The sequence below is a fragment of the Streptomyces sp. Je 1-369 genome (assembly GCF_026810505.1).
Lineage (GTDB): Bacteria > Actinomycetota > Actinomycetes > Streptomycetales > Streptomycetaceae > Streptomyces.
Genome location: NZ_CP101750.1, coordinates 7014669 through 7034093 on the forward strand (window position 1 = coordinate 7014669; position 19425 = coordinate 7034093).

At 72.6% G+C, this 19425-nt stretch carries 10 protein-coding genes and 2 pseudogenes; 7 read left to right on the forward strand and 5 right to left on the reverse strand.

What is annotated here, in order from left to right; all coding sequences use genetic code 11:
* Positions 1 to 6: 6 nt before the first annotated feature.
* From NOO62_RS31515 to NOO62_RS31530, 4 genes and pseudogenes are all read right to left on the reverse strand, one after another.
* Positions 7 to 1512 (reverse strand): pyridoxal phosphate-dependent decarboxylase family protein, encoded by a 1506-nt coding sequence (locus tag NOO62_RS31515; protein WP_268774183.1) that lies wholly within the window; start codon positions 1510 to 1512, stop codon positions 7 to 9.
* A 769-nt stretch (positions 1513 to 2281) separates the two neighbouring features.
* Positions 2282 to 4534 (reverse strand): ArnT family glycosyltransferase, encoded by a 2253-nt coding sequence (locus NOO62_RS31520; RefSeq protein ID WP_268774184.1) that lies wholly within the window; start codon positions 4532 to 4534, stop codon positions 2282 to 2284.
* Positions 4535 to 4728: 194 nt separating this feature from the next.
* The gene (locus NOO62_RS31525; RefSeq protein WP_268774185.1) at positions 4729 to 8598 is read right to left on the reverse strand and encodes a hypothetical protein; all 3870 of its coding nucleotides are present in this window, start codon (positions 8596 to 8598) and stop codon (positions 4729 to 4731) included.
* Between the two features lie 313 nt (positions 8599 to 8911).
* A pseudogene (locus NOO62_RS31530) lies at positions 8912 to 9169 on the reverse strand (beta-galactosidase); the annotation flags it as partial.
* Positions 9170 to 9209: 40 nt separating this feature from the next.
* Between NOO62_RS31530 and NOO62_RS31535 the strand changes: the two are divergent.
* Genes NOO62_RS31535 through NOO62_RS31565 form a run of 7 tightly spaced genes read left to right on the forward strand, consistent with a single transcriptional unit; the run spans position 9210 to position 18307 of the window.
* Positions 9210 to 9821 carry a substrate-binding domain-containing protein gene (locus NOO62_RS31535; protein ID WP_321170627.1) on the forward strand — a complete coding sequence of 204 codons (612 nt, stop codon included), beginning with the start codon at positions 9210 to 9212 and terminating at the stop codon, positions 9819 to 9821.
* 21 nt (positions 9822 to 9842) lie between these two features.
* Positions 9843 to 10859, forward strand: a complete 1017-nt coding sequence (locus tag NOO62_RS31540; RefSeq protein ID WP_268774186.1) for a hydroxyacid dehydrogenase — start codon at positions 9843 to 9845, stop codon at positions 10857 to 10859.
* A 50-nt stretch (positions 10860 to 10909) separates the two neighbouring features.
* Positions 10910 to 12796: a DUF2264 domain-containing protein gene (locus NOO62_RS31545; protein ID WP_268774187.1), complete on the forward strand. Its 1887-nt coding sequence runs from the start codon at positions 10910 to 10912 to the stop codon at positions 12794 to 12796.
* A 48-nt stretch (positions 12797 to 12844) separates the two neighbouring features.
* Complete coding sequence (locus NOO62_RS31550; protein ID WP_268774188.1) at positions 12845 to 13705, forward strand: ABC transporter ATP-binding protein; 861 nt, start codon at positions 12845 to 12847, stop codon at positions 13703 to 13705.
* The gene (locus tag NOO62_RS31555) at positions 13702 to 14682 is read left to right on the forward strand and encodes an iron-siderophore ABC transporter substrate-binding protein (RefSeq protein WP_268774189.1); all 981 of its coding nucleotides are present in this window, start codon (positions 13702 to 13704) and stop codon (positions 14680 to 14682) included. Before NOO62_RS31550 ends, NOO62_RS31555 begins: the two co-directional genes overlap by 4 nt.
* Positions 14683 to 14686: 4 nt before the next feature.
* The gene (locus tag NOO62_RS31560) at positions 14687 to 16759 is read left to right on the forward strand and encodes an iron ABC transporter permease (RefSeq protein ID WP_268774190.1); all 2073 of its coding nucleotides are present in this window, start codon (positions 14687 to 14689) and stop codon (positions 16757 to 16759) included.
* A 60-nt stretch (positions 16760 to 16819) separates the two neighbouring features.
* A complete protein-coding gene (locus NOO62_RS31565; protein WP_268774191.1) occupies positions 16820 to 18307 on the forward strand; it encodes a SulP family inorganic anion transporter in 1488 nt (495 codons plus the stop codon).
* Between the two features lie 9 nt (positions 18308 to 18316).
* Here NOO62_RS31565 and NOO62_RS31570 read toward each other — a convergent pair.
* Positions 18317 to 19321 (reverse strand): annotated as a pseudogene (locus NOO62_RS31570) (agmatine deiminase family protein); the annotation flags it as partial.
* Between the last annotated feature and the right edge of the window lie 104 nt (positions 19322 to 19425).

Genomic DNA, 19425 nt, shown 5'->3' on the forward strand with positions numbered 1-19425 from the left:
TCCCCTCTACGCTTTTCCTGTTCCCTCTTCTCCGCCGAGCAGGTCCTGAGCCGTCCTCTTGATTTCGGACAGCAGCATCCGGAAGTGCTCGCCGGTGATCTGGTGGTTCATCATGACCACGCGCAGTGCCGCCACCCCGTCGATGTTCACCTTCGAGATGAAGAAGTTCCCCTCGAATTTGATGCGGTTCCTGAGGGCGATCTGCAAATGGTGCACGTCTTTCTTCTCGAGTCGCCTGCCGAGTTTGTTTTCGAGGTCGGCCGGATGGTAGCGGAAGCACAGAATGTTCGCTTCCGGACGGTGCAGGGTCTCGAAGTCCGGATCGGCCCGTACGACGCCATAGGCTTCCTCCGTCAACTGACAGAGATACTCGATTTTCTCCGCGAAGAGGGCCCGCCCGTAAATGGCCCACAGTGCCCACAGCGTCATGATCATCGGACGCTTCGTGCACTCGAAGTTCTTTCCGCCGCTGTCGTAGGCGGTATAGACGTCCTGCTCCTCGTCGAAGACGTAGCTCGCCTTCTGCCGGAATGCCGAGAGCGCGGTCTCCTTGTTCCGGTAGAAGAGCATCGTGCAGGGCGCGGGCACGAACATCATCTTGTGCGCGTCCCAGGTCAGGGAGTCAGCCTTCTCGATGCCCCGCAGCTTGGCGCGGAGCGCGTCCGACACCAGCAGGCTCGCGCCGTGCGCGCCGTCGATGTGCAGCCAGATGTCCTTCTCGCGGGCCACCTCGGCGAGTTCGTCGATCGGGTCGAAGGCACCCACCGAGGTGCTGCCGGCCGAGGCGACCATGCAGAACACCTTGAGGTTCTGCCGCTCGGCCGCCTCCAGGGTGGCGCGCACCTCGCCGGGGCAGATCTGCTGCTGCCGGTTGAGCGGCAGCCGGACGAGCTGCGCGTCGCCGATGCCGAGCACGCCGGCCGCCCGCGCCACGCTGTAGTGCACGTCCGCGCCGACCGCGATGGCGGGCCTCGGCTGGCCGCGGACCGCCGAACCGCCCTGTGACCAGTACCCCGGCAGCTTCTCGTTCCTGGCCGCGAGCAGCGCGGTCAGGTTGGCGAGCGAGCCGCCCGACGTGGTGAGCATGGTGAAGCGCTCCGGGTCCCACCCGATGAAGCGGTTCAGCTCGTCGGCCATGATCCGCTCCACGGCGTTGGGCAACTGGCCCGCCTCGTAGAACGAGGACGGCTGGTTGACCACGGAGCTGACGAAGTCGATGACGCCGGCGAGCGGCACGACTCCGGAGAACTGCCGCCCCATGTAACCGGGGGAGTGGACCTGGATTCCCGTACGGACGTACAGGTCGATGATGCCCGCCAGACGCTCCTCGTCGAACGCGGCGATCTTGTCGTGCTCGGTCGTCATGAGCTCTCTCGCGGCCTGGGAGAGCCTGGCCGGTTCGATCAGTTCGAGACCCCTGATCGAGATGTCCGACAGGTGTTTCTCCAGCTTGGCGAGAGCTGTTTCCGAGTTCTCCCTGAACTGCTGCGGATCAAAGGCCTCCAGCAGCAATCCGCTCCGATCCGATGTTAAGTCACTCCGTTCCGATCCGGGATCACTCGAGCGAGATTCCTTCACTAGGGTCCCCCTTGGAAAGCCCCCGTGTACCCGACATGGTTGTTCCGGTGCGCACGACCGGGCGGCGGCAGGCTTTTCCACCGGCGTCGCGGCAAAGGCTTGCCGTCCGGCTGATCAAACCGGACGGCGCATCCTTTTCCGACGGCGCGCGTTTCAGCGCAGGCCGCACGGACTCCCCCCTCGAAGAGTTCTGCGCAGCTGTCATCTCCCGGCATGGTCAGTGCCTGCCCCACAGCGACCACCGTAGGCGTCGTCGATAAAACGAGAAATCGAAACTCCGAGTTCTGTCCGAAAGGGAGCGCGGACCACCTGATGGTTCGTCACTCAACAGTTGCCACACCCGCAACCGGAGCGTTCCGGAGCTTCAGGGCGGCTCCCCGCTTTTCGGACACCATGCCGTCGGCATGTGCGCGGCGGATAGGCAAAGCGGCAGGACCGGGGACGGGCACGGGGCGGCGCAAGGCGTTTTCTGCCAATCCGGGCGTCGGTTGCGGAGGGCTTCGTACTGGCCCTGCCCGGCGCCGTGATCGAGGCGGATATCTCCCGCTCCGTCACGACGATCCGGCCACGCGAACGAGCTGACGGCGGGATGTTCGAACAGGGCGGAGGGGTGTGACCGCGGGTGCGGTGACCGTGCCGACAGATGTCGTCGGGACGGCCACCGCTCCTCCCCCGGTCGGTGGGCGCGCCGGTCCGCGCCGGTTCAGTGGCTGGTGGCGTCGGACGGCTCGCAGCGGTACAGGGATGGCGCGGGCGCCTCGGGGGCGTCGTTCGCGGGTGCCGGCTCGGCGTCGGCGGTCGCTCCTCCGTACGCCCGCGGGTCGACCTCGGCGCAGGCGGACGCGACCCAGGAGCCGATTTCCGAGGCCTTCGAGCCCGCGTCGGTGACCAGGGCGAAGCGGAGGTCTCCCGAGGCGACGAGGTGCCGGTACTCGGTGAGGGTCACGGATGTCGAGTGCATCCCGGCGAGCGGCAGGACGGGTGTGCCCTCGGCGTAGATGTACGGCGCCGCGGCCTCCCAGTTCTCCGCGGAGAAGGTGTACTCGGTATCCCCGTCGTGCTGCTGGACGTAGCCGAGAAGCTTGCTCTGGGCGGGCGTCAGGGAGGTGCGCAGGTCCCGGCCGACGGCGCCCACGCCACCCGTCGGGCCGGCGCCTCCGCCGGCGGGACCGCCGGGTCCGCCGCCCGCGCCGGGCCGGTGGCTGATGGAGGGCTTCCCCGTCGGCAGCCCGGCGGGCAGCGGGCCCGCCGCGGCGTCGAACGCCGAGCCCGCGTGCCGCTCGTTCAGCACCGAGAGCGACCAGGCGGCGGGCGCGGCGAACATGGCCACGCAGCCGGCCAGCAACCCCGCGGCGGCGAAGCGGCGGCGTGCGGTGGTCCGACGGAGCGTCAGCGCGAGGACGGCGCCGAGCGCGGCCGCGACGGTCAGGGGGATCAGCCACGGCGCGAAGTCGGTGTAGTCGGAGGCGAGACGGACGGTCCAGGCGGTCTCGGCGACGATGACGGCGGGCAGCACCCATACCCGTACCCCGCTCTCGGCCTTGCCGTGCGCGCGCCGGAGGGCGACGGTTCCGGCGGCGGCCAGCGCGGCGAGGGGCGGGGCGAGCGGCGCCAGGTAGGCGGTGTGGGGGAAGTCGAACGAGCTGAGCAGCGCGCCGGTCCCGATCAGCCAGACGCCCCACATCAGGTACCCGGCGCGGGCCCGGTCGGTGCGGGGGGCCTTGCGGTGCCGCAGCAGACCGTAGACCAGGGAGCACAGCGCCAGCGGGTACAGCCAGCCGATCTGCGGCGCGTAGCGGGAGCTCTCGAAGAGCTTGAGCGCGCTGGTGGAGTCGGCGTCGGGTCGGGGCTGCTTGCCGGTCGTGCCGCCGGTGCCGTCGGGTTCGGGTGCGCCGTCGGGTCCGGGTGCGCCGTCGGGGCCGGGGCCGGGTGCGCCGGTGCCGTCCGGCCCGGGGGAGCCGGTGCCGCGGGCGCGCCCGTCCTGGTCGTTCGCCGTGCCGCGGTCCTTCGGAGGAGCCTGGTCCCGGCCGCTGTCCGGGCCCGGGGACGTCCTCGCCGCGCCCGCGGCCAGCGCCGCCCCGTCGATCAGCCCCGCGTGCAGCCGGTTGAAGCCGTTGTAGCCGAAGACCATCGCCGCCGCGCTGTTGTCGGTGGAGCCGTCCACGTACGGGCGGTCGCGCTCCGGGGTGAACGTCATCAGCGCCACCCACGACAGCGACACGGTGAACATCAACGCGCCCGCCAGGGCCAGTTGGCCGAGCCGACGCCGCAGCCGGACCGGCGCCGCCACGAGATAGCCGACGAACAGCGCGGGCACGATGACCCACGCCTCCATCATCTTCGCCTGGAAGCCGAGCCCGATCCACAGCGCGCAGAGCAGCAGCGACCGCAGCCGGGCGCTCCGCACCGCCCTCTGATACTGGTCGGCCGCGAGTACGAGGCACATGGTGACCGAGCCGTCGAGCATCGCGTGGCCGAACATGGAGGCCGCCACGGGCGTCACCGTGAGCAGCCCCGCGGCGAGCAGCCCGGCGGCAGGCCCCTGCCAGCGGCGCACCAGCCGGTACATCACCAGTACGGAGATCACGCCCATGACGCACTGGGGCAGGGTCAGTGCCCAGTCGTGGAAGCCGAAGATCCGCGCCGACAGCGCCTGCGGCCACAGGAAGCCGCCGATCTTGTCCAGGGTGAGGGTGGCGGACGGATCGAGGCTGGTGAAGAGGAACGCCTCCCAGCTCACCGACATACTGCGCGCGGCCACGGAGTAGTAGGGGGCGTAGCCGCTGCTCGTGATGTTCCACGTGTAGAGCAGGGCGGCGAGGGCGGCGATGCCGAGGAGCGCGGGCCTGGCCCACCGGGGCTGGCCGGCGGGGGAGCGCCAGAACCGCAGCCGGCTCCGGGGCGTCCGGTCCGGCGAGGTCCGGCTCGCGGGCTGCGCGCTGGTCAGGGACGTCATGCCCTTGCTTCTACCGGTACGGGGTTGTCCGGGGTCGGACGCGACGTACCGGACAACAAGCGCCGGACAATGAGCGCGGGGCAACGAGCGCCGGACAACAAGCGCCGGACAACGAGCGCGGGGCAACGAGCGCCGGACGACCGGGCGTCGGACAGCAAGCGTCGGGTGCCGGGCGGAGGCAGCTCCGCCCTCTCTCAGCGCACGCAGGCCCGCCGGGGCCACTCGCCCTCGTCCGGCACGTTCAGGTACCGGGCGCGTTCCTCCGCGCTGAGATCCCTGCGCAGCGAGCGGCAGATCCGGTCGACCGCCTCACCGGTGCCGCGGAGCACGCCCCAGAGCCGCAGCGTGCCGTCCTCGCCGCCGCTGGCGACGGTACGGCCGTCCGGACTGAACGCCACGGACCACACGGCCCCCTCGTACCCGGCCAGGACGGAGTGCTGGAGCCCGGTGGTGGCGTCCCACAGCCGGACGGTCCCGTCCCGGTCCCCACCGGCCACCGTCCGGCCGTCCGGGCTGAACGCCACCGACTGAGCGTCGCGGCGGGTGCCGGCCAGCGTGACGCGGGCCGCACCCGTCGCCGTGTCCCAGAGCCGCAGCGTGCCGTCGTCCGCGCCCCCGGCGAGCGTACGGCCGTCCGGACTGAACGCCACGGTCCGCACGGGCGACTTGGTGCCGGTACGCACGTCGCGGGACTTCCCGGTGGCGGCGTCCCACAGGCGCAGGGTCCCTCCGTCACCGCCGACGGCGAGGGTGTGGCCGTCGGCCCCGAACGTCACGGACCGGACGCCCTCGCGCTGCCGTCCCGACACCCCTCGCGGCGCACCGGTCTCCGCGTTCCACAGCCGTACGTCGGTACCACCGCCGGCCGCGACGGTGCGCCCGTCACGGCTGAACGCGACGGAACGTACGGCTCCCCGCAACCCGGTCAGCACTTCGCGCGCCCTACCCGTCGCCACGTCCCACAGCCTTACCTTCCCGTCATCACCCCCGCCCGCGACCGTACGTCCATCCGGTCTGAACGCCACGGAGTACAGACCGCCCTGATGCCCCGTCAACACCCGTCGTGTCCTGCCGTCGGCCGCGTCCCACAGCCGTACGGTCCCGTCGCGGGCGCCCCCGGCCACCGTGCGCCCGTCCGGGCTGAACGCCACCGAACGCACGGCGCCCTGCCGCCCGGGCACCGTGACACGCTCCTTGCCGGTCGACACGGCCCACAGCCGTACCGTGCCGTCACGCCCGCCGCTGGCCACCGTGCTCCCGTCCGGGCTGAAGGCCGCGGCGGGCACCGAGCCCCGGTGCCCGGCGAGCACGGCGCGCAGCGTCCCGGTCGCCGCGTCCCAGAGGCGTACGGTGCCGTCGTGCTGGCCGCTGAGCACCGTACGGCGGTCCGGGCTGAAGGCCACCGACTCCGCGTCCCTGCGGCGCTCGGCGAGCGCGCCGCGCTCCTTGCCGGTGGCGACGTCCCACACCCGTACCGTGCCGTCGAGGGCGCCGCCGGTCACCGCACGGCCGTCGGGACTGAACGCCACCGAGGCCACGGCGCTGCTCCGCCCGGCCCGCAGGACACGCGCACCGCCAGTCGCCACATCCCACAGCCGTACCGTTCCGTCGACGCCACCGCCGGCCGCCGAGCGCCCGTCGGGGCTGAACGCCAGCGAGCGGACGGCTCCCTGCTGCCCCCGCAGCGCCCGCCGCGCCTTGCCCGTCGCCGCGTCCCACAGGCGCACGGCGCCGTCACGGCCCCCACCGGCCACGGTGTTCCCGTCCGGACTGAACGCCACCGCCCGCACGTCGCCCCGGAGGCGGGTCTTCATGGCCCGCGAGGACCCGGTGGCCGTGTTCCACAGCCGTACGGTTCCGTCGTCCCCGCCCGCGGCCACGGTGTGCCCGTCAGGACTGAAAGCGACGGAGTGGACCGGCCCGTGATGTTCCGTCAGAGGCCGCTCCTGCCGACCGTTCGCGGTGTTCCACAGGCGTACGGTTCCGTCCTTGCCGCCGCTGACGACGGTCCGGGCGTCGGGGCTGAAGGCCACCGCCCGCACCTCGCCCCGGTGTCCGGTCAGACGCTGTTGCAGGGGGCCCGAGGCCGCCGCGAAGAGACCGGCGGTCGCCTCGGGGGTGGGGTGGATGCGGTACGCGTACACGGCGAGGAGCGAGGCGAGGTCGGAGTCGGCGGTGAGGAGGGCCGCCGACTGGGCGGCGAGCTGCCGGGACAGGGCGCTGCGCTGCTCGGCGACGGCCTCGCGTCGATGGCCCTCGCTGGTCCTGTACTGGTCCCAGGCGAGCAGGCCCGAGAGCAGTGCGAGCAGCAGCAGGACGGACAGGGCGAGCGTGAAGCGGCGCAGCCGTCGCGTGGTGCGCGCCTCGGCGAGCCGCTCGCGCTCGCGGGCGGCGGTGCTGGCCGCGAGGAAGTCGCGCTCCAGCTCGGTGAGTTCACTGCCCACGGAGCTTCCCACGGCGCTTCCCGCGGAGCTGCCCACGGCGCTTCCCGCGGAGGGCGGCCCTTGGGCGGGGAAGGTGTCCTCCGCCGCGTCGAGGCGCGTGCCGCGGTACAGCGCCCCCGGGTCGCGGTGCTCGCGGTCCCACGCGGTCGCCGCGTCGCTCAGCCGCTGACGGAGCAGGAGTCCGGCCCGGTCCTCGTCGATCCAGTGCCGAAGCCGCGGCCAGGCCTGGAGCAGGGCCTCGTGGGTGAGCTCGACCGTGTCCGTGTCGAGGGTGATCAGGCGGGCCCCGGCCAGCGCGTCGAGGACCGTCCGTACGTCGCCGGGACCGGTGCCGGGCCCGCCGAGGGAGTCGAGGTCGGCGCGGGCCGGGCGGCGCCGCGTGGCGTCGGTGCCCTCGCCGACGGCGACGAGGCGCAGCAGAAGCGCGCGGGCCAGCTGGCGCTGACGGTCGTCGAAACCGGCGTGCACGGTCTCCGCGGTCTGGCCGAGGGCGTGCCGGATGCCGCCCGCGGCCTCGTAACCGGAGAGGGTGAGCGTGTTGCCGCGGCGTCGCCGCCACGTTTCGCGCAGGGCGTGGGAGACCAGCGGCAGCACGGTGGCGCGGCCGGTGGCATCGGCGATCACCCGGGCGAGCAGCGCCCCCTCGACGGTGCATCCGGCGCGTGCGGCGGGCCTGCTGATCGCCCGGCGCAGCTCGTCGGTGTTCATCGGGCCCACGAGCAACTGGGCGTCGCGCAGGGCTTCGACGAGCTCGGGGTGCCGTGCGCAGCGGGCGTAGAAGTCGGCGCGCACACCCAGGACGACGCGCGTGCGGCTGTTGGGCGCTCGGGCCGCGGTGAGCAAGGCGGCGATGAACCGCGTACGCTCCCGGTGATCGGAGCAGAGGGTGAAGACCTCCTCGAACTGGTCGACGATCACGAGGAGTTCGACGTCGTCGGGACGGTCGGCCAGCGCCTTGAGCGCGGTCAGGTGCAGGGCGCGCGGGTCCGTGGCGAGGTCCGTGCGCAGGGTGGTCGCGGAGTCCCCGGTGACGCGGGCGAGTTGTGCGGCGCACTCTTCCAGGGGGTGGGCGCCGGGCGCGAGCAGAACGACGCGCCACCCGAGCGCGTCCCCTCCCCCTACCCGGGGCAGCAGTCCCGCCCGCAGCAGTGAGGACTTGCCCGAGCCGGAGGCGCCGAAGACGGCGAGGAAGCGGCGGGAGCGCACCCGTGCGACCAGGTCCTCGGTGAGGTGCTCCCGGCCGAAGTACCAGTCGGCGTCCTCGGGCTGGAACGCGGCGAGACCCACGTACGGCCCCCGCTGGTCCGGACCGCCCCCCGGGTCGGGCGCCGTATCCGTCCGGGCGTCCGCCGCCGCGAGCCGGGCACCCAGCGCACGCCACCTCGCCTCCCACGCCGCCGTGTCCCCACCGCAGGCCCGCACGTAGGCGAGCGTGACCGGCAGGCTCGGGAGCCTGCGGCCGGCGGCCGCGTCGGCCAGCGTCGTCGAGGAGTAATGGGCGTCGCGGGCCAGCCGACGGTACGGCGGACTGCCCGCCTTCTCCCTCAACCGCCGTAACTCGGCGGCGAATTCGGTGAGCTCGCCACCGTCGTCCTCCAGCGGCCGCTCACCCCGTGGCACCGCAATCACCCCCGCCGCCCATTGTCCGGCCCGGCGACCCGTCGCCGGGCCGCCGGAACCGGACAATCCACCGGATCAGCGTGGGTGTCGGCGCGTCAGGACACGCCGTCGACCACGAAGCTGGTGACCGACTGCGCCGGGACCGTGAACGTGGCCCGGCCGTCCGCGACCTGGACGGGGTCCCGCTTCTCCGGACCCGCCGGAGACGTAGCCGCTCTTCGCGGTCAGGGAACCGCCACTGCTGGTGGGCCTTGGCGCCGCAGCGGTACTGGACCACGGTGGCGCCGTCGGCCTTGGACTCGTCGGCGACGTCGAGCTCGTCCATCGTCGCGGGCAGCTCCGTCCGCACGATCCCCGACAGGGCGTGCGCGTAGGGGAGGAGCGGGGTGCGACGTGTGAACTCGGCCTCGGTGCGCCGGAGTTTGGGGGCCGGGGGCGGCGACGGCTGGTCCGGTACCGGCGCGTGGCGGGCGATGACCTCGCGGAAGGCGTGGTACTTCGGGCCCGGGTCGCCGGACTCGGAGAGCGGGGCGTCGTAGTCGTAGGAGGTGACGACGGGGGAGTAGGCTCGGCGCGTGGTTACGTAAACATCACCTGGTGAGGGCAGGCGTGTGCGCGTGCTGATCGTGGACACCGACACCGGCGACCGCTACCGCGTGGTCGACACCGACCAGGTGGGCGGCGCCCGCCTCGCCGTGCAACACCTCCTCGACCTCGGCCACGAGACGGTCTGGCACGTGACGGGGCCCGAGGAGTCGTTCGTCGGCGAGCGCCGCACACAGGCCTGGCGCGCCACTCTGGAGGAGGCGGGACGCCACGTCCCCGAACCGGTGCGGGGCGACTGGTCCGCCGACTCGGGCTACGCCGCGGGCCTCGCCCTGGCCGAACTCCCGGACTGCACCGCTGTGTTCGCGACCAACGACTCCGTTCCGGAGGACGTCAGCGTGGTCGGCTTCGTCGACGTTCCCGACTCCGCGCACTTCATCCCGCCCCTGACCACGGTCCACCAGGACTTCACGGAGGTGGGCCGCAGGAGCGCGGTGGAGGCGCTGCGCCAGATCCGGGAGCGTACGCCCGCGACCCCCGGGACGGATCTGGTGCCGACGCGACTCGTGGTGCGCAGAAGCACCGGGCCCGCGCCCGCGTCTGCACCTGCGACCGCACGCACGTCCGACCCCGCTTCTGCCCCCGCGTCTACCTCCGCACCCACGTCCCGTCGCTGAGTGGCTCCTACGAGGAGGAACATGTCACTGTCCCCCCGGCCCACGGCCGCCCTCGCCATGTCGCGGAAGGCGGCCCAGGCCATACTGGAACCGCCGACCCTCGAAGCCCTCGCCGACGCCGTGACCCTGGAACCGCCGCCCGTACTTGACGACTTCACCACCGGCCGCGCACGAACCGTACTGTCCGAAGCCGAACTGCTCGTCACGGGATGGGGCTGCCCGCCGCTCACCCCCGAAGTCCTCGCGATCGCCCCGCGGTTGCGTGCCGTCGTCCACACGGCGGGGTCCATCCGCGCGCACATCACCGACGCGTGCTGGGAGCGCGGCATCGAGGTGTCATCGGCCGCCGCGGCCAACGCGCTGCCCGTCGCCGAGTACACGGTCGCGATGATCCTGCTCACCGGCAAACGCGTCCTGGAGGGCGCCCGCGACTTCCGTGCCGCACGCGCGGAGGTGGACTGGCTGCGCACGCCGCGCGGCACCGGCAACTACCGCCGCACGGTGGGCATCCTCTCCGCCTCCCTCATCGGCCGCCGCGTCATCGAGCTGCTGCGCCCCCACGACCTGCGGGTGCTGCTGTACGACCCGTACGTGTCGGCGGACGAGGCCACCGCACTCGGTACGGAGCCGGTGCCGCTGCACCAACTCTTCGCGCAGAGCGACACGGTGAGCGTCCACACCCCGCTGCTGCCCGCCACCCGCGGACTCGTCGACCGGCGGCTCATCGACGCCATGCGCCCCGACGCCGTACTCATCAACACCGCACGCGGCGCCGTCGTCGACCAGGACGCGCTCACCGATGCCGTCACCTCCGGCCGCATCCGCGCCGTGCTCGACGTGACCGACCCCGAAGTCCTGCCCCCGGACCACCCGTTGTGGTCCGCGGACAACGCCCTGCTCACCCCGCACCTCGCGGGCTCCCAGGGCAACGAGTGGCGGCGGCTCGCGTGCGCCGCCGTCGACGAGGTGCGCCGCTGGGCAGCGGGGGACGGCTTCGCGCACCCCGTGCCCTTCGACAGGCTGGCGTACCTGGCGTGAAGGCGAGGACGAGTCGACCGGCGTGGCAACTTCCGCCCTACAAACACGACTTGAGCCCACGTACCGGCTACACCCGCGTTCACTGGGAGGCCGCCGCCGACGCCCTGCTCCACGCGGCCTGGAAGTGGGCCACGCCGGGGCGCGCCCTGCTCGACCTCCCGGGCAGGCCCTCCGTATCGGGCGTGCGTTCCGACGGTCTCGAAGGGTACGCCCGTACGTTCCTGGCGGCCGCGTTCCGCGTGGCGGGCGCCGGCGGCGAGGACCCGCACGGCTGGCTGCCCCGGTACGCGCAGGGCCTCGCCTCGGGCACCCGCACCCCGGGCCGCGCCGACGCCGAGTCCTGGCCGCTCGTCCTCGACCACCACGTCCAGGGCCAGCCCATGGTGGAGTCCGCGTCGGTGGCGCTCGGCCTGCGCCTCACCCGGCCGTGGCTGTGGGACACCCTGGACGACGAGGTCCAGGACAGGGCGGAGTCCTGGCTGCGCGGCGCCCTGCGCCACGTACCCGCACCCAACAACTGGTACCTGTTCCCCTATACCGTCGCCGCGTTCCTGGAAGCGGTCGGCCGCGGCGACGACGAGACGCGCCGCGCCCGGCAGCGGGCCCTTGAGCTCCTGGAGAGCTGGTACGTCGGCGGCGGCTGGTACACGGACGGCGACGGCCGCGCCTTCGACCACTACAACGGCTGGGCCCTGCACCTGTATCCGGTCCTGGAAGCACACCTGGCCCGCGACGCACCCCTGTTGGACCGCCTCGGGCCCCGACTCGCCGCGCACTTGGAGGGTCACAGCCACCTCTTCGGCGCCGACGGCGCCCCGATCCACTTCGGCCGCTCCCTGACGTACCGCTTCGCGGCCGGGGCGAGCGTGGCCCTCGGCGCCCTCACCGGCCACACGCCCCTGCGCCCGGGTGTCTCGCGGCGCCTGATCAGCGGCGCCCTGCGGCACTTCCTGGACCGGGGCGCGGTCGACGGCGACGGCCTGCTGACCCGCGGCTGGCACGGCCCGCACGGGGCGACCGTGCAGAGCTACTCCGGCCCGGCGTCGCCGTACTGGGCGTCGAAGGCGTTCGTCGCCCTGCTCGCCCCCGCCGACCACGCACTCTGGACGGCCACCGAGGAGCACGCGCCCGTCGAGACCGCGGACCACGTCCTGGCGCTCCCCGAACCCGGCCTGCTCGTGCAGTCGACGCGCGCCGACGGAATAGTCCGCCTCCACAACCACGGCAGCGACGACGTCCGCCCGCACGAGGGGGAGTCGGCGGCGCAACAGGACCCGCTCTACGGCCACCAGGCGTACTCGACGCACACGGGCCCCACGGCCCCCGGCAACCCCCCGGACAACCACCTCGCCGTCGAGGTCGCAGGCGTCCCCAGCGTCCGTCGCCGCATCCACCCCCTGGGCAGCGGTCCCGACTGGGCGGCGTCCTGGCACCGCCCGGTCTTCACCGGGGGCCCGCCGATGATCCCGGGCCTCCGCGTGGAGAGCGTGTCGGTGGCGAAAGGCCGCCACGAACTACGGGTCCACCGCATCACAGGCGCCCCCGGAGGAGCCCGCGCCACCCAGACCGGCTGGGCGACACCGCTCGACGCCCCGCCGTACAGCGCCCTCCACCCCCTGCACGGCTGGACACACCAGGACGAGATCCGCGCCCCGCAGGGCACGGCCTACACCCGCGCGGCCCGCATCCCCCGCCTGTCGTCGGAGATTTCGGGCACGACACTCCATGCCTGCCTGGCTGTTCTCAGCGCGGAACCGGTCCCGGAACCGGACCCGACGCCGCTCGCGGAGGCGGCGGAAGTCGTGGCGGCGGACGACACCCGCATCGAGGTCCGCTGGTCCGACGGCACCGGCACGCGCATCGGATTCGCCCCGCTGACCGTCGAACAGCTCGGCCGACCGCCCAGGTCTGGCCGAATACCCGCTTGCGTCCACTGATTGGGGGCCTGTTTCTATCCCTGCTTAGGTTAGGCTAACCTCTGCGGCGTGCATGTAGGTGAAGAGACCGCCGCGGCCCCGCGCCCCCCAGGTCATGAACTCATCGCCACGGGCGTCACCGTGGCGTACGAAGGCGTCGACGTCGTCCACGACGCCTCGATGACGCTGCTGCCCGGCCGAGTGACCGTCCTGATCGGCCCGAACGGCAGCGGCAAGTCGACCCTGCTGCGCACCCTCGCGCGGCTCCAGCGCCCGCGCACCGCGAAGCTCGTCATCGACGGCGACACCGACGGGCTCGCCCTGAGCCCCCGCGCGTTCTCCCGCCACGTCGCCCTGCTCACCCAGGGCCGCCCCACACCCAGTGGCCTGACCGTGCGCGACGTCGTCGAGTTCGGCCGCTATCCGCACCGGGGCCGCTGGGGCAAGGCCGACCCCGGCGGACGTGCCGCGGTGGACCGCGCGCTCGCCATGACCGGCGTGACCGACCTCGCCGAGCGCGGCGCCGAGCACCTGTCCGGCGGCCAGCTCCAGCGCGTCTGGCTCGCCGGCTGCCTCGCCCAGGAGACCGGCGTGCTCCTGCTCGACGAGCCCACGAACCACCTCGACCTCCGCTACCAGGTCGAACTCCTCGACCTCATGCGGGACCTGGCGGACGACCACGGCATCGCCGTCGGCGCCGTCCTGCACGACCTCGATCAGGCGGCGGCCATCGCCGACCGGATCCTCCTGCTCGACGAGGGGCGGGTCGTCGCGGACGGCGACCCCGCGGACGTACTGACACCGGAACGCCTCAGCGACACGTACGGCATCCGCATCGAAGTCGACTCCGACCCCCTCACCGGCCGCCTGCGCACCCGCGCCATCGGCCGCCACCACTCGCGAAGCGAAAGGCTCAGCACCACCTCATGAGACGCCACCTGATCACCGCGGCGGCCGCCACCGCCGCGGCCCTCGCCCTGTCGTCCTGCGGCACCACCGAGCCCGCCGCCGACGACGCGAAGAGCGCCGACTCCATCACCCTCACCGACGGCACCGGCGCCAAGGTGACGCTGAAGAACGGCCCCGCCAAGAAGGTCGTCGGCACCGAGTGGAACGCCGTCGAGAGCCTGATATCGCTGGGCGTCGCCCCGACCGGCGTCGCCGACGTCAAGGGCTACAAGGCCTGGGACAGCGCCGTACCGCTGAAGAACGACGCGAAGGACATCGGCACGCGCGGCGAGCCGAGCATGGACACCATCGCCTCCCTGAAGCCCGACCTCATCATCGCGACCACCGACCTGCCTGCCGCCGCCGTCAAGCAGCTGCGGAAGATCGCCCCGGTCCTCAACCTGCGCCCCGCCGACGCCGCGGACCCCATCGGGCAGATGACCGAGAACCTCGACCTCCTCGCCGAGGCCACCGGCACCACCGAGCAGGCCACGAAGCTCAAGAAGGACTTCGAGGCGAAGCTCGCCGAGGGCAGGAAGGCGCTCGCGGCCGCCGGCGAGGACGGCGCGAAGTACGCCTTCGCCGACGGCTACGTCACCGGCAACCAGACCTCCATCCGGCCGTACACCGACGGCTCGCTCATCGGCGCCGTCAACAAGAAGCTCGGCCTGAAGAACGACTGGAAGGTCAAGGGCGACAAGGCGTACGGCCTGGGCGCCACCGACGTCGAGGGCCTCACCGAGCTCGACGAGGACGTGCACTTCGCCTACATCGGCAACGACGACGACAAGGGCAGCAACCCGTTCACCGGCGTCCTGAAGAAGGACAAGGTGTGGACGTCCCTGCCGTTCGTCAAGAAGGGCAACGTGCACCGGCTGCCCGACGGCATCTGGATGTTCGGCGGCACCGAGTCGATGAACCAGTACGTCGACTCCGTCGTCGAGGCGCTGAAGAAGTAACACCATGGCCGTCACCGCAACCGCCCCCGCCACCCGTCCGTCGGCGGCCGCGTCCCGGACCGGCGCGGTCGCGGTGACGGCCGCACTGCTCCTCCTCGTCGCCGCGCTCGCCGTCGTCGACGTCACCCAGGGCACCGCCGCCGTCGGAGCCCCCGAGGTGTGGAAGGCCCTCACCGGCCGCGCCGACACGACCGACAGCTCCGTCGTCATCGCCTCCCGGCTGCCCCGCATGACCGCCGCGCTCCTCGTCGGCTCCGTGCTCGGCATGGCGGGCGCCGCCCTCCAGGCCGTCAGCCGCAACGTCCTCGCCTCACCCGACACCCTCGCCGTCAACGCCGGCTCCTACATGGCGCTCGGCCTCGCCGCGGCCACCGGCATCTCCCTGCCCTTCCTCGCCTCCTCCGGCATCGCGTTCGCGGGCGGGCTCCTGGCCGCCGCCGTCGTCCTCGGCCTCTCCGGCCTCGGCGCGGGCACGGTCCGGCTCGTCCTCGCGGGCAGCGCCCTCACCCTCGGCCTCACCGCCGTCACCGAAGGGCTGCTCCAGCTGTTCCCGCAGGAGACCGAGGGCCTCTACAAGTGGAACCAGGGCAGCGTGGCGCAGAACGGCTTCGACGGCGTGCTGCAGATGGCACCCGTCGCCGCCGTCGGCCTCGTCGGACTGCTGCTGCTCGCCCGCAAGGTCGACGCCCTGGCCCTCGGCGACGACGCGGCGCGCGGTGTCGGCGTACCCGTCCGCTCCACCCGCCTCACCGCCGTCGTCCTCGCCGCGCTCCTCTCCACCTCCGCCGTCACCCTCGCGGGCCCCATCGGGTTCGTCGGCCTGTGCGCCCCCGCCCTCGTACGCCCCCTCGCCCGCAAACTCCGCGCGTTCACCCGCTCCCGCGCGAGCCTCCCGGCCGCCGGGCTCACCGGCGCGGCCCTCGTCCTCGGCTCCGACGTGCTGCTCCGCGCCGTCGTGCCGTCCGACGTGGCGGTCGCCGTGCCGACGGGCGTCGTCACCAGCCTGGTCGGCGCCCTCTTCCTGGTCGTCATGGCCGCACGGGTGCGGGACACGGCGGGCGCCGCCCCGCCCGACCGGCTGCGCATCCGCAGCCGCGGCGTCTTCATCGGTACGACCGTCGTCCTCGTGGCCGCCCTCGTCGGCCTGGTCGTCGCCGCGGTCCTCATCGGCGACAGCAAGCTGCTGTTGGGCGACGTCGTCAACTGGGCGCAGGGCAGGGCGGGCCAGACCGTCTCCTTCGTCCTCGACACCCGGGTGCCGCGCGTCCTCGCCGCGCTGTTCGCGGGGGCGGCGCTCGCTCTGGCAGGCACCCTCGTACAGGCCGTCACGCGCAACCCCCTCGCCGAACCGGGCGTCCTCGGCGTCACGAACGGCGCCGCGCTGGGCGCCGTGCTGCTCGTGACGACGGTGCCCGCCGCCGGATCGTGGACCATCGCGGGCGGCGCGTTCGCGGGCGCCGCGGTCAGCGCCGTCATCGTCTTCGGCCTCGCGGCGAAGGGCGGGTTCCGGCAGAACCGGCTCGTCCTCGTCGGCTTCGGCGTCGCCACCGGCGCGACGGCCGTCATCAGCATGCTGATCATCCTCACCGACCCGTTCAACGCGACGAAGGCGCTCACCTGGCTCGGCGGCTCCACCTACGGCCGGACCCTGCCCGACGTGGTGCCCCTCGCGCTCGTCCTCGCCGTGGGCCTGACCGTCGCGGTCGTACGCCGCACCGAACTCGACCTCGTCTCCCTCGACGAGGACACCCCACGGCTGCTCGGTCTGAACCTGGGCCGCGGCCGCCTCGGCTTCCTCGTCCTCAGCGTGCTCCTGAGCGCCACCGCCGTGGCCGCCGCGGGCACGATCGGCTTCGTCGGACTCGTCGCCCCGCACGCGGCCCGGGCACTCGTCGGCAAGCAGCACGTGCGCGTGGTGCCGGTCGCCGTGCTCCTCGGCGCCATCCTGGTGTGCGCCGCGGACCTGGTGGGGCGGACGGTGATCGCACCGGCGCAGCTCGGCGCGGGGCTGATGACCGCGGTGATCGGCACGCCGTACTTCCTGTATCTACTGGTACGCAGCCGACACAGGAACTAGGGCCTGTGTGTCGCCCTATAGAGTGGGCGGTTCTCTCCCACACTCCTCAGGTAGCCCTACTTGCCCACGCCCACATTCTCCGCACTGCGCCCCGACTGGCTGTCCGATCCGAAGGTCTGGCGCACCGAGATCCTCGCCGGTCTCGTCGTCGGACTCGCCCTGATCCCCGAGGCGATCTCGTTCTCGATCATCGCCGGGGTGGACCCCGCGATCGGCCTGTTCGCGTCGTTCACCATGGCCGTCACGATCTCCGTCGTCGGCGGCCGCCGCGCGATGATCTCCGCGGCGACCGGCGCCGTGGCCCTGGTGATCGCCCCGCTCAACCGCGAACACGGCTTCGGCTACCTGGTGGCCGCCGTCGTCCTCGCCGGTGTCTTCCAGATCGTCCTCGGCGTGCTGGGTGTCGCGAAGCTGATGCGGTTCGTGCCGCGCAGCGTGATGGTCGGGTTCGTCAACGCCCTCGCCATCCTCGTCTTCATGGCGCAGGTGCCGGAGATGCACGACGTGCCGTGGGCGGTCTACCCGCTCATCGTCGGCGGGCTCGCGCTCATGGTGTTCTTCCCGAAGGTCACCAAGGTGGTCCCGGCGCCGCTCGTCTCCATCGTCGTCCTGACCACGATCACGGTCGCCGCGGGCATCGCCGTGCCGACCGTCGGCGACAAGGGCGAGCTGCCCTCGTCCCTGCCGGTGCCGGGCCTGCCCGACGTGCCGTTCACGTGGGCCACCCTGACCACCATCGCCCCCTACGCGCTCGCCATGGCGCTGGTCGGCCTGATGGAGTCCCTGATGACGGCCAAGCTCGTCGACGAGATCACCGACACGCACTCCTCCAAGACCCGCGAGTCCGTGGGCCAGGGCATCGCCAACATCGTCACCGGGTTCTTCGGCGGCATGGGCGGCTGCGCCATGATCGGCCAGACGATGATCAACGTACGGGTGTCGGGGGCCCGCACCCGCCTCTCGACGTTCCTCGCGGGCGCGTTCCTACTGGTGCTGTGCGTCGTCTTCGGACCCGTGGTCTCCGACATCCCGATGGCGGCGCTCGTCGCCGTGATGGTGATGGTGTGCTTCGCGACGTTCGACTGGCACTCCATCGCCCCGAAGACGCTCAAGCGGATGCCCGCAGGCGAGATCGTCGTCATGGTCGTCACCGTGGTCTGCGTGGTCGCCACGCACAACCTCGCCATCGGTGTCGTCGTCGGCACGATCACGGCGATGGTCATCTTCGCGCAGCGCGTCGCCCATTTCACCGACGTCACCTCCCTCACCGCCCCCGACGGCGGCAGCGTGGTGCACTCCGTGACCGGCGAGCTGTTCTTCGCCTCGTCGAACGACCTGGTCACGCAGTTCGACTACGCCGGGGACCCGGACCGGGTCGTCATCGACCTGTCGGCCGCGCACATCTGGGACGCCTCCACGGTCGCCGCGCTCGACGCCATCACCACCAAGTACGAGCAGCGCGGCAAGACCGTCGAGATCATCGGCCTCAACCGGCCGAGCGCCGAGAGGTACGAGAGGCTCAGCGGCGAACTCACCTCGAACGGCTGACGGGCGGGCTCAGCCGACCGGCTCGCCCGGCTGGTCGTGCGTGGCGCAGTGGATGCCACCGCCGCCGGACGCGATGGTGTCGATCCGGACCTGGACGACATCGCGCCCGGGGAAGTGCTCCCGCAGAATGCTCCGCGCCCGGCTGTCGGCCTTCCGGTCCCCGAACCGGGGCATGAAGACGGAGCCGTTGGCGACGTAGAAGTTCGCGTACGTCGCCACGAAGTCGTCGCCCTCGCCCGTGATCCTCGACAGATCGGGCTGCGGCAGGTCGACGATCTCGAAGCGGCGCCCCTTGGCGTCCTCGGCCCTGCTCAGCACGGCCCTCGCCTGGTCGGCGGCGCGTGACCAGACGTCGGCGGGGGTGTCCGGGTGCGGCCGGTCGAGGAGCACGACGCCCGGCCCGGTGAACCGTACGAGGCTGTCCACGTGCGCGTCGGTGATGTCCTGACCGCGCACACCGGCGAGCCACACGACCCTCTCGACGCCCAGCGTCCGTGCGAGTTCGGCCTCGATGTCGTCCCGGCTCTTCCCGGGGTTGCGGTTGTCGTTGACGACCGAGCTCTCGGTGACGAGGAGCGTGCCCTCGCCGTCGGTCTCCAGGGACCCGCCCTCCGCGACGAGGGGCGCCTCCCTGCGGGGGACGCGGTACTCGGACAGCAGGGCGCGGCCCACCCGGGCGTCATGGGTGTGGACCTGCTTGTCGCCCCAGCCGTTGAAGTTGAGGTCGACGCCGGTGACCGTGCCCGCGTCCTCCACGAACACCGGCACCGTGTCGCGCGCCCACAGGTCGTCGACCGCCAGCGGCACGACCTCCACGTCGCTCCCGCACGCCTTCTGGGCGGCCGCGTACTGGTCGGGCCGGGCCAGCATGACGACGTACTCGTACGCGGCGACCGCCCGCGCGACCCGGGCGATGTCCTCGCGCACGTAAGGGAGGTCCTCGCCCCACACGGAATCCAGCGCGGGCCACGCCATGAAGGTCCGCGCGTGGCTCTCCCACTCGGCACTCATGCGCGGTGCCCGCGTCGCGGGGCGTCGGGCGGGTGGGGGAGGGGGCACGGCGGACTCCGGTCTTCAGTAGTGGACTAGACCTCTGGCGGGAAGCCTGGGGCTCATGG

Coding starts and splice junctions, on each gene's coding strand:
- NOO62_RS31520 (WP_268774184.1), bottom strand. CDS start 4,534: ATGACGTCCCTGACCAGCGCGCAGCCCGCGAGCCGGACCTCGCCGGAC.
- NOO62_RS31540 (WP_268774186.1), top strand. CDS start 9,843: ATGTCACTGTCCCCCCGGCCCACGGCCGCCCTCGCCATGTCGCGGAAG.
- NOO62_RS31555 (WP_268774189.1), top strand. CDS start 13,702: ATGAGACGCCACCTGATCACCGCGGCGGCCGCCACCGCCGCGGCCCTC.
- NOO62_RS31560 (WP_268774190.1), top strand. CDS start 14,687: ATGGCCGTCACCGCAACCGCCCCCGCCACCCGTCCGTCGGCGGCCGCG.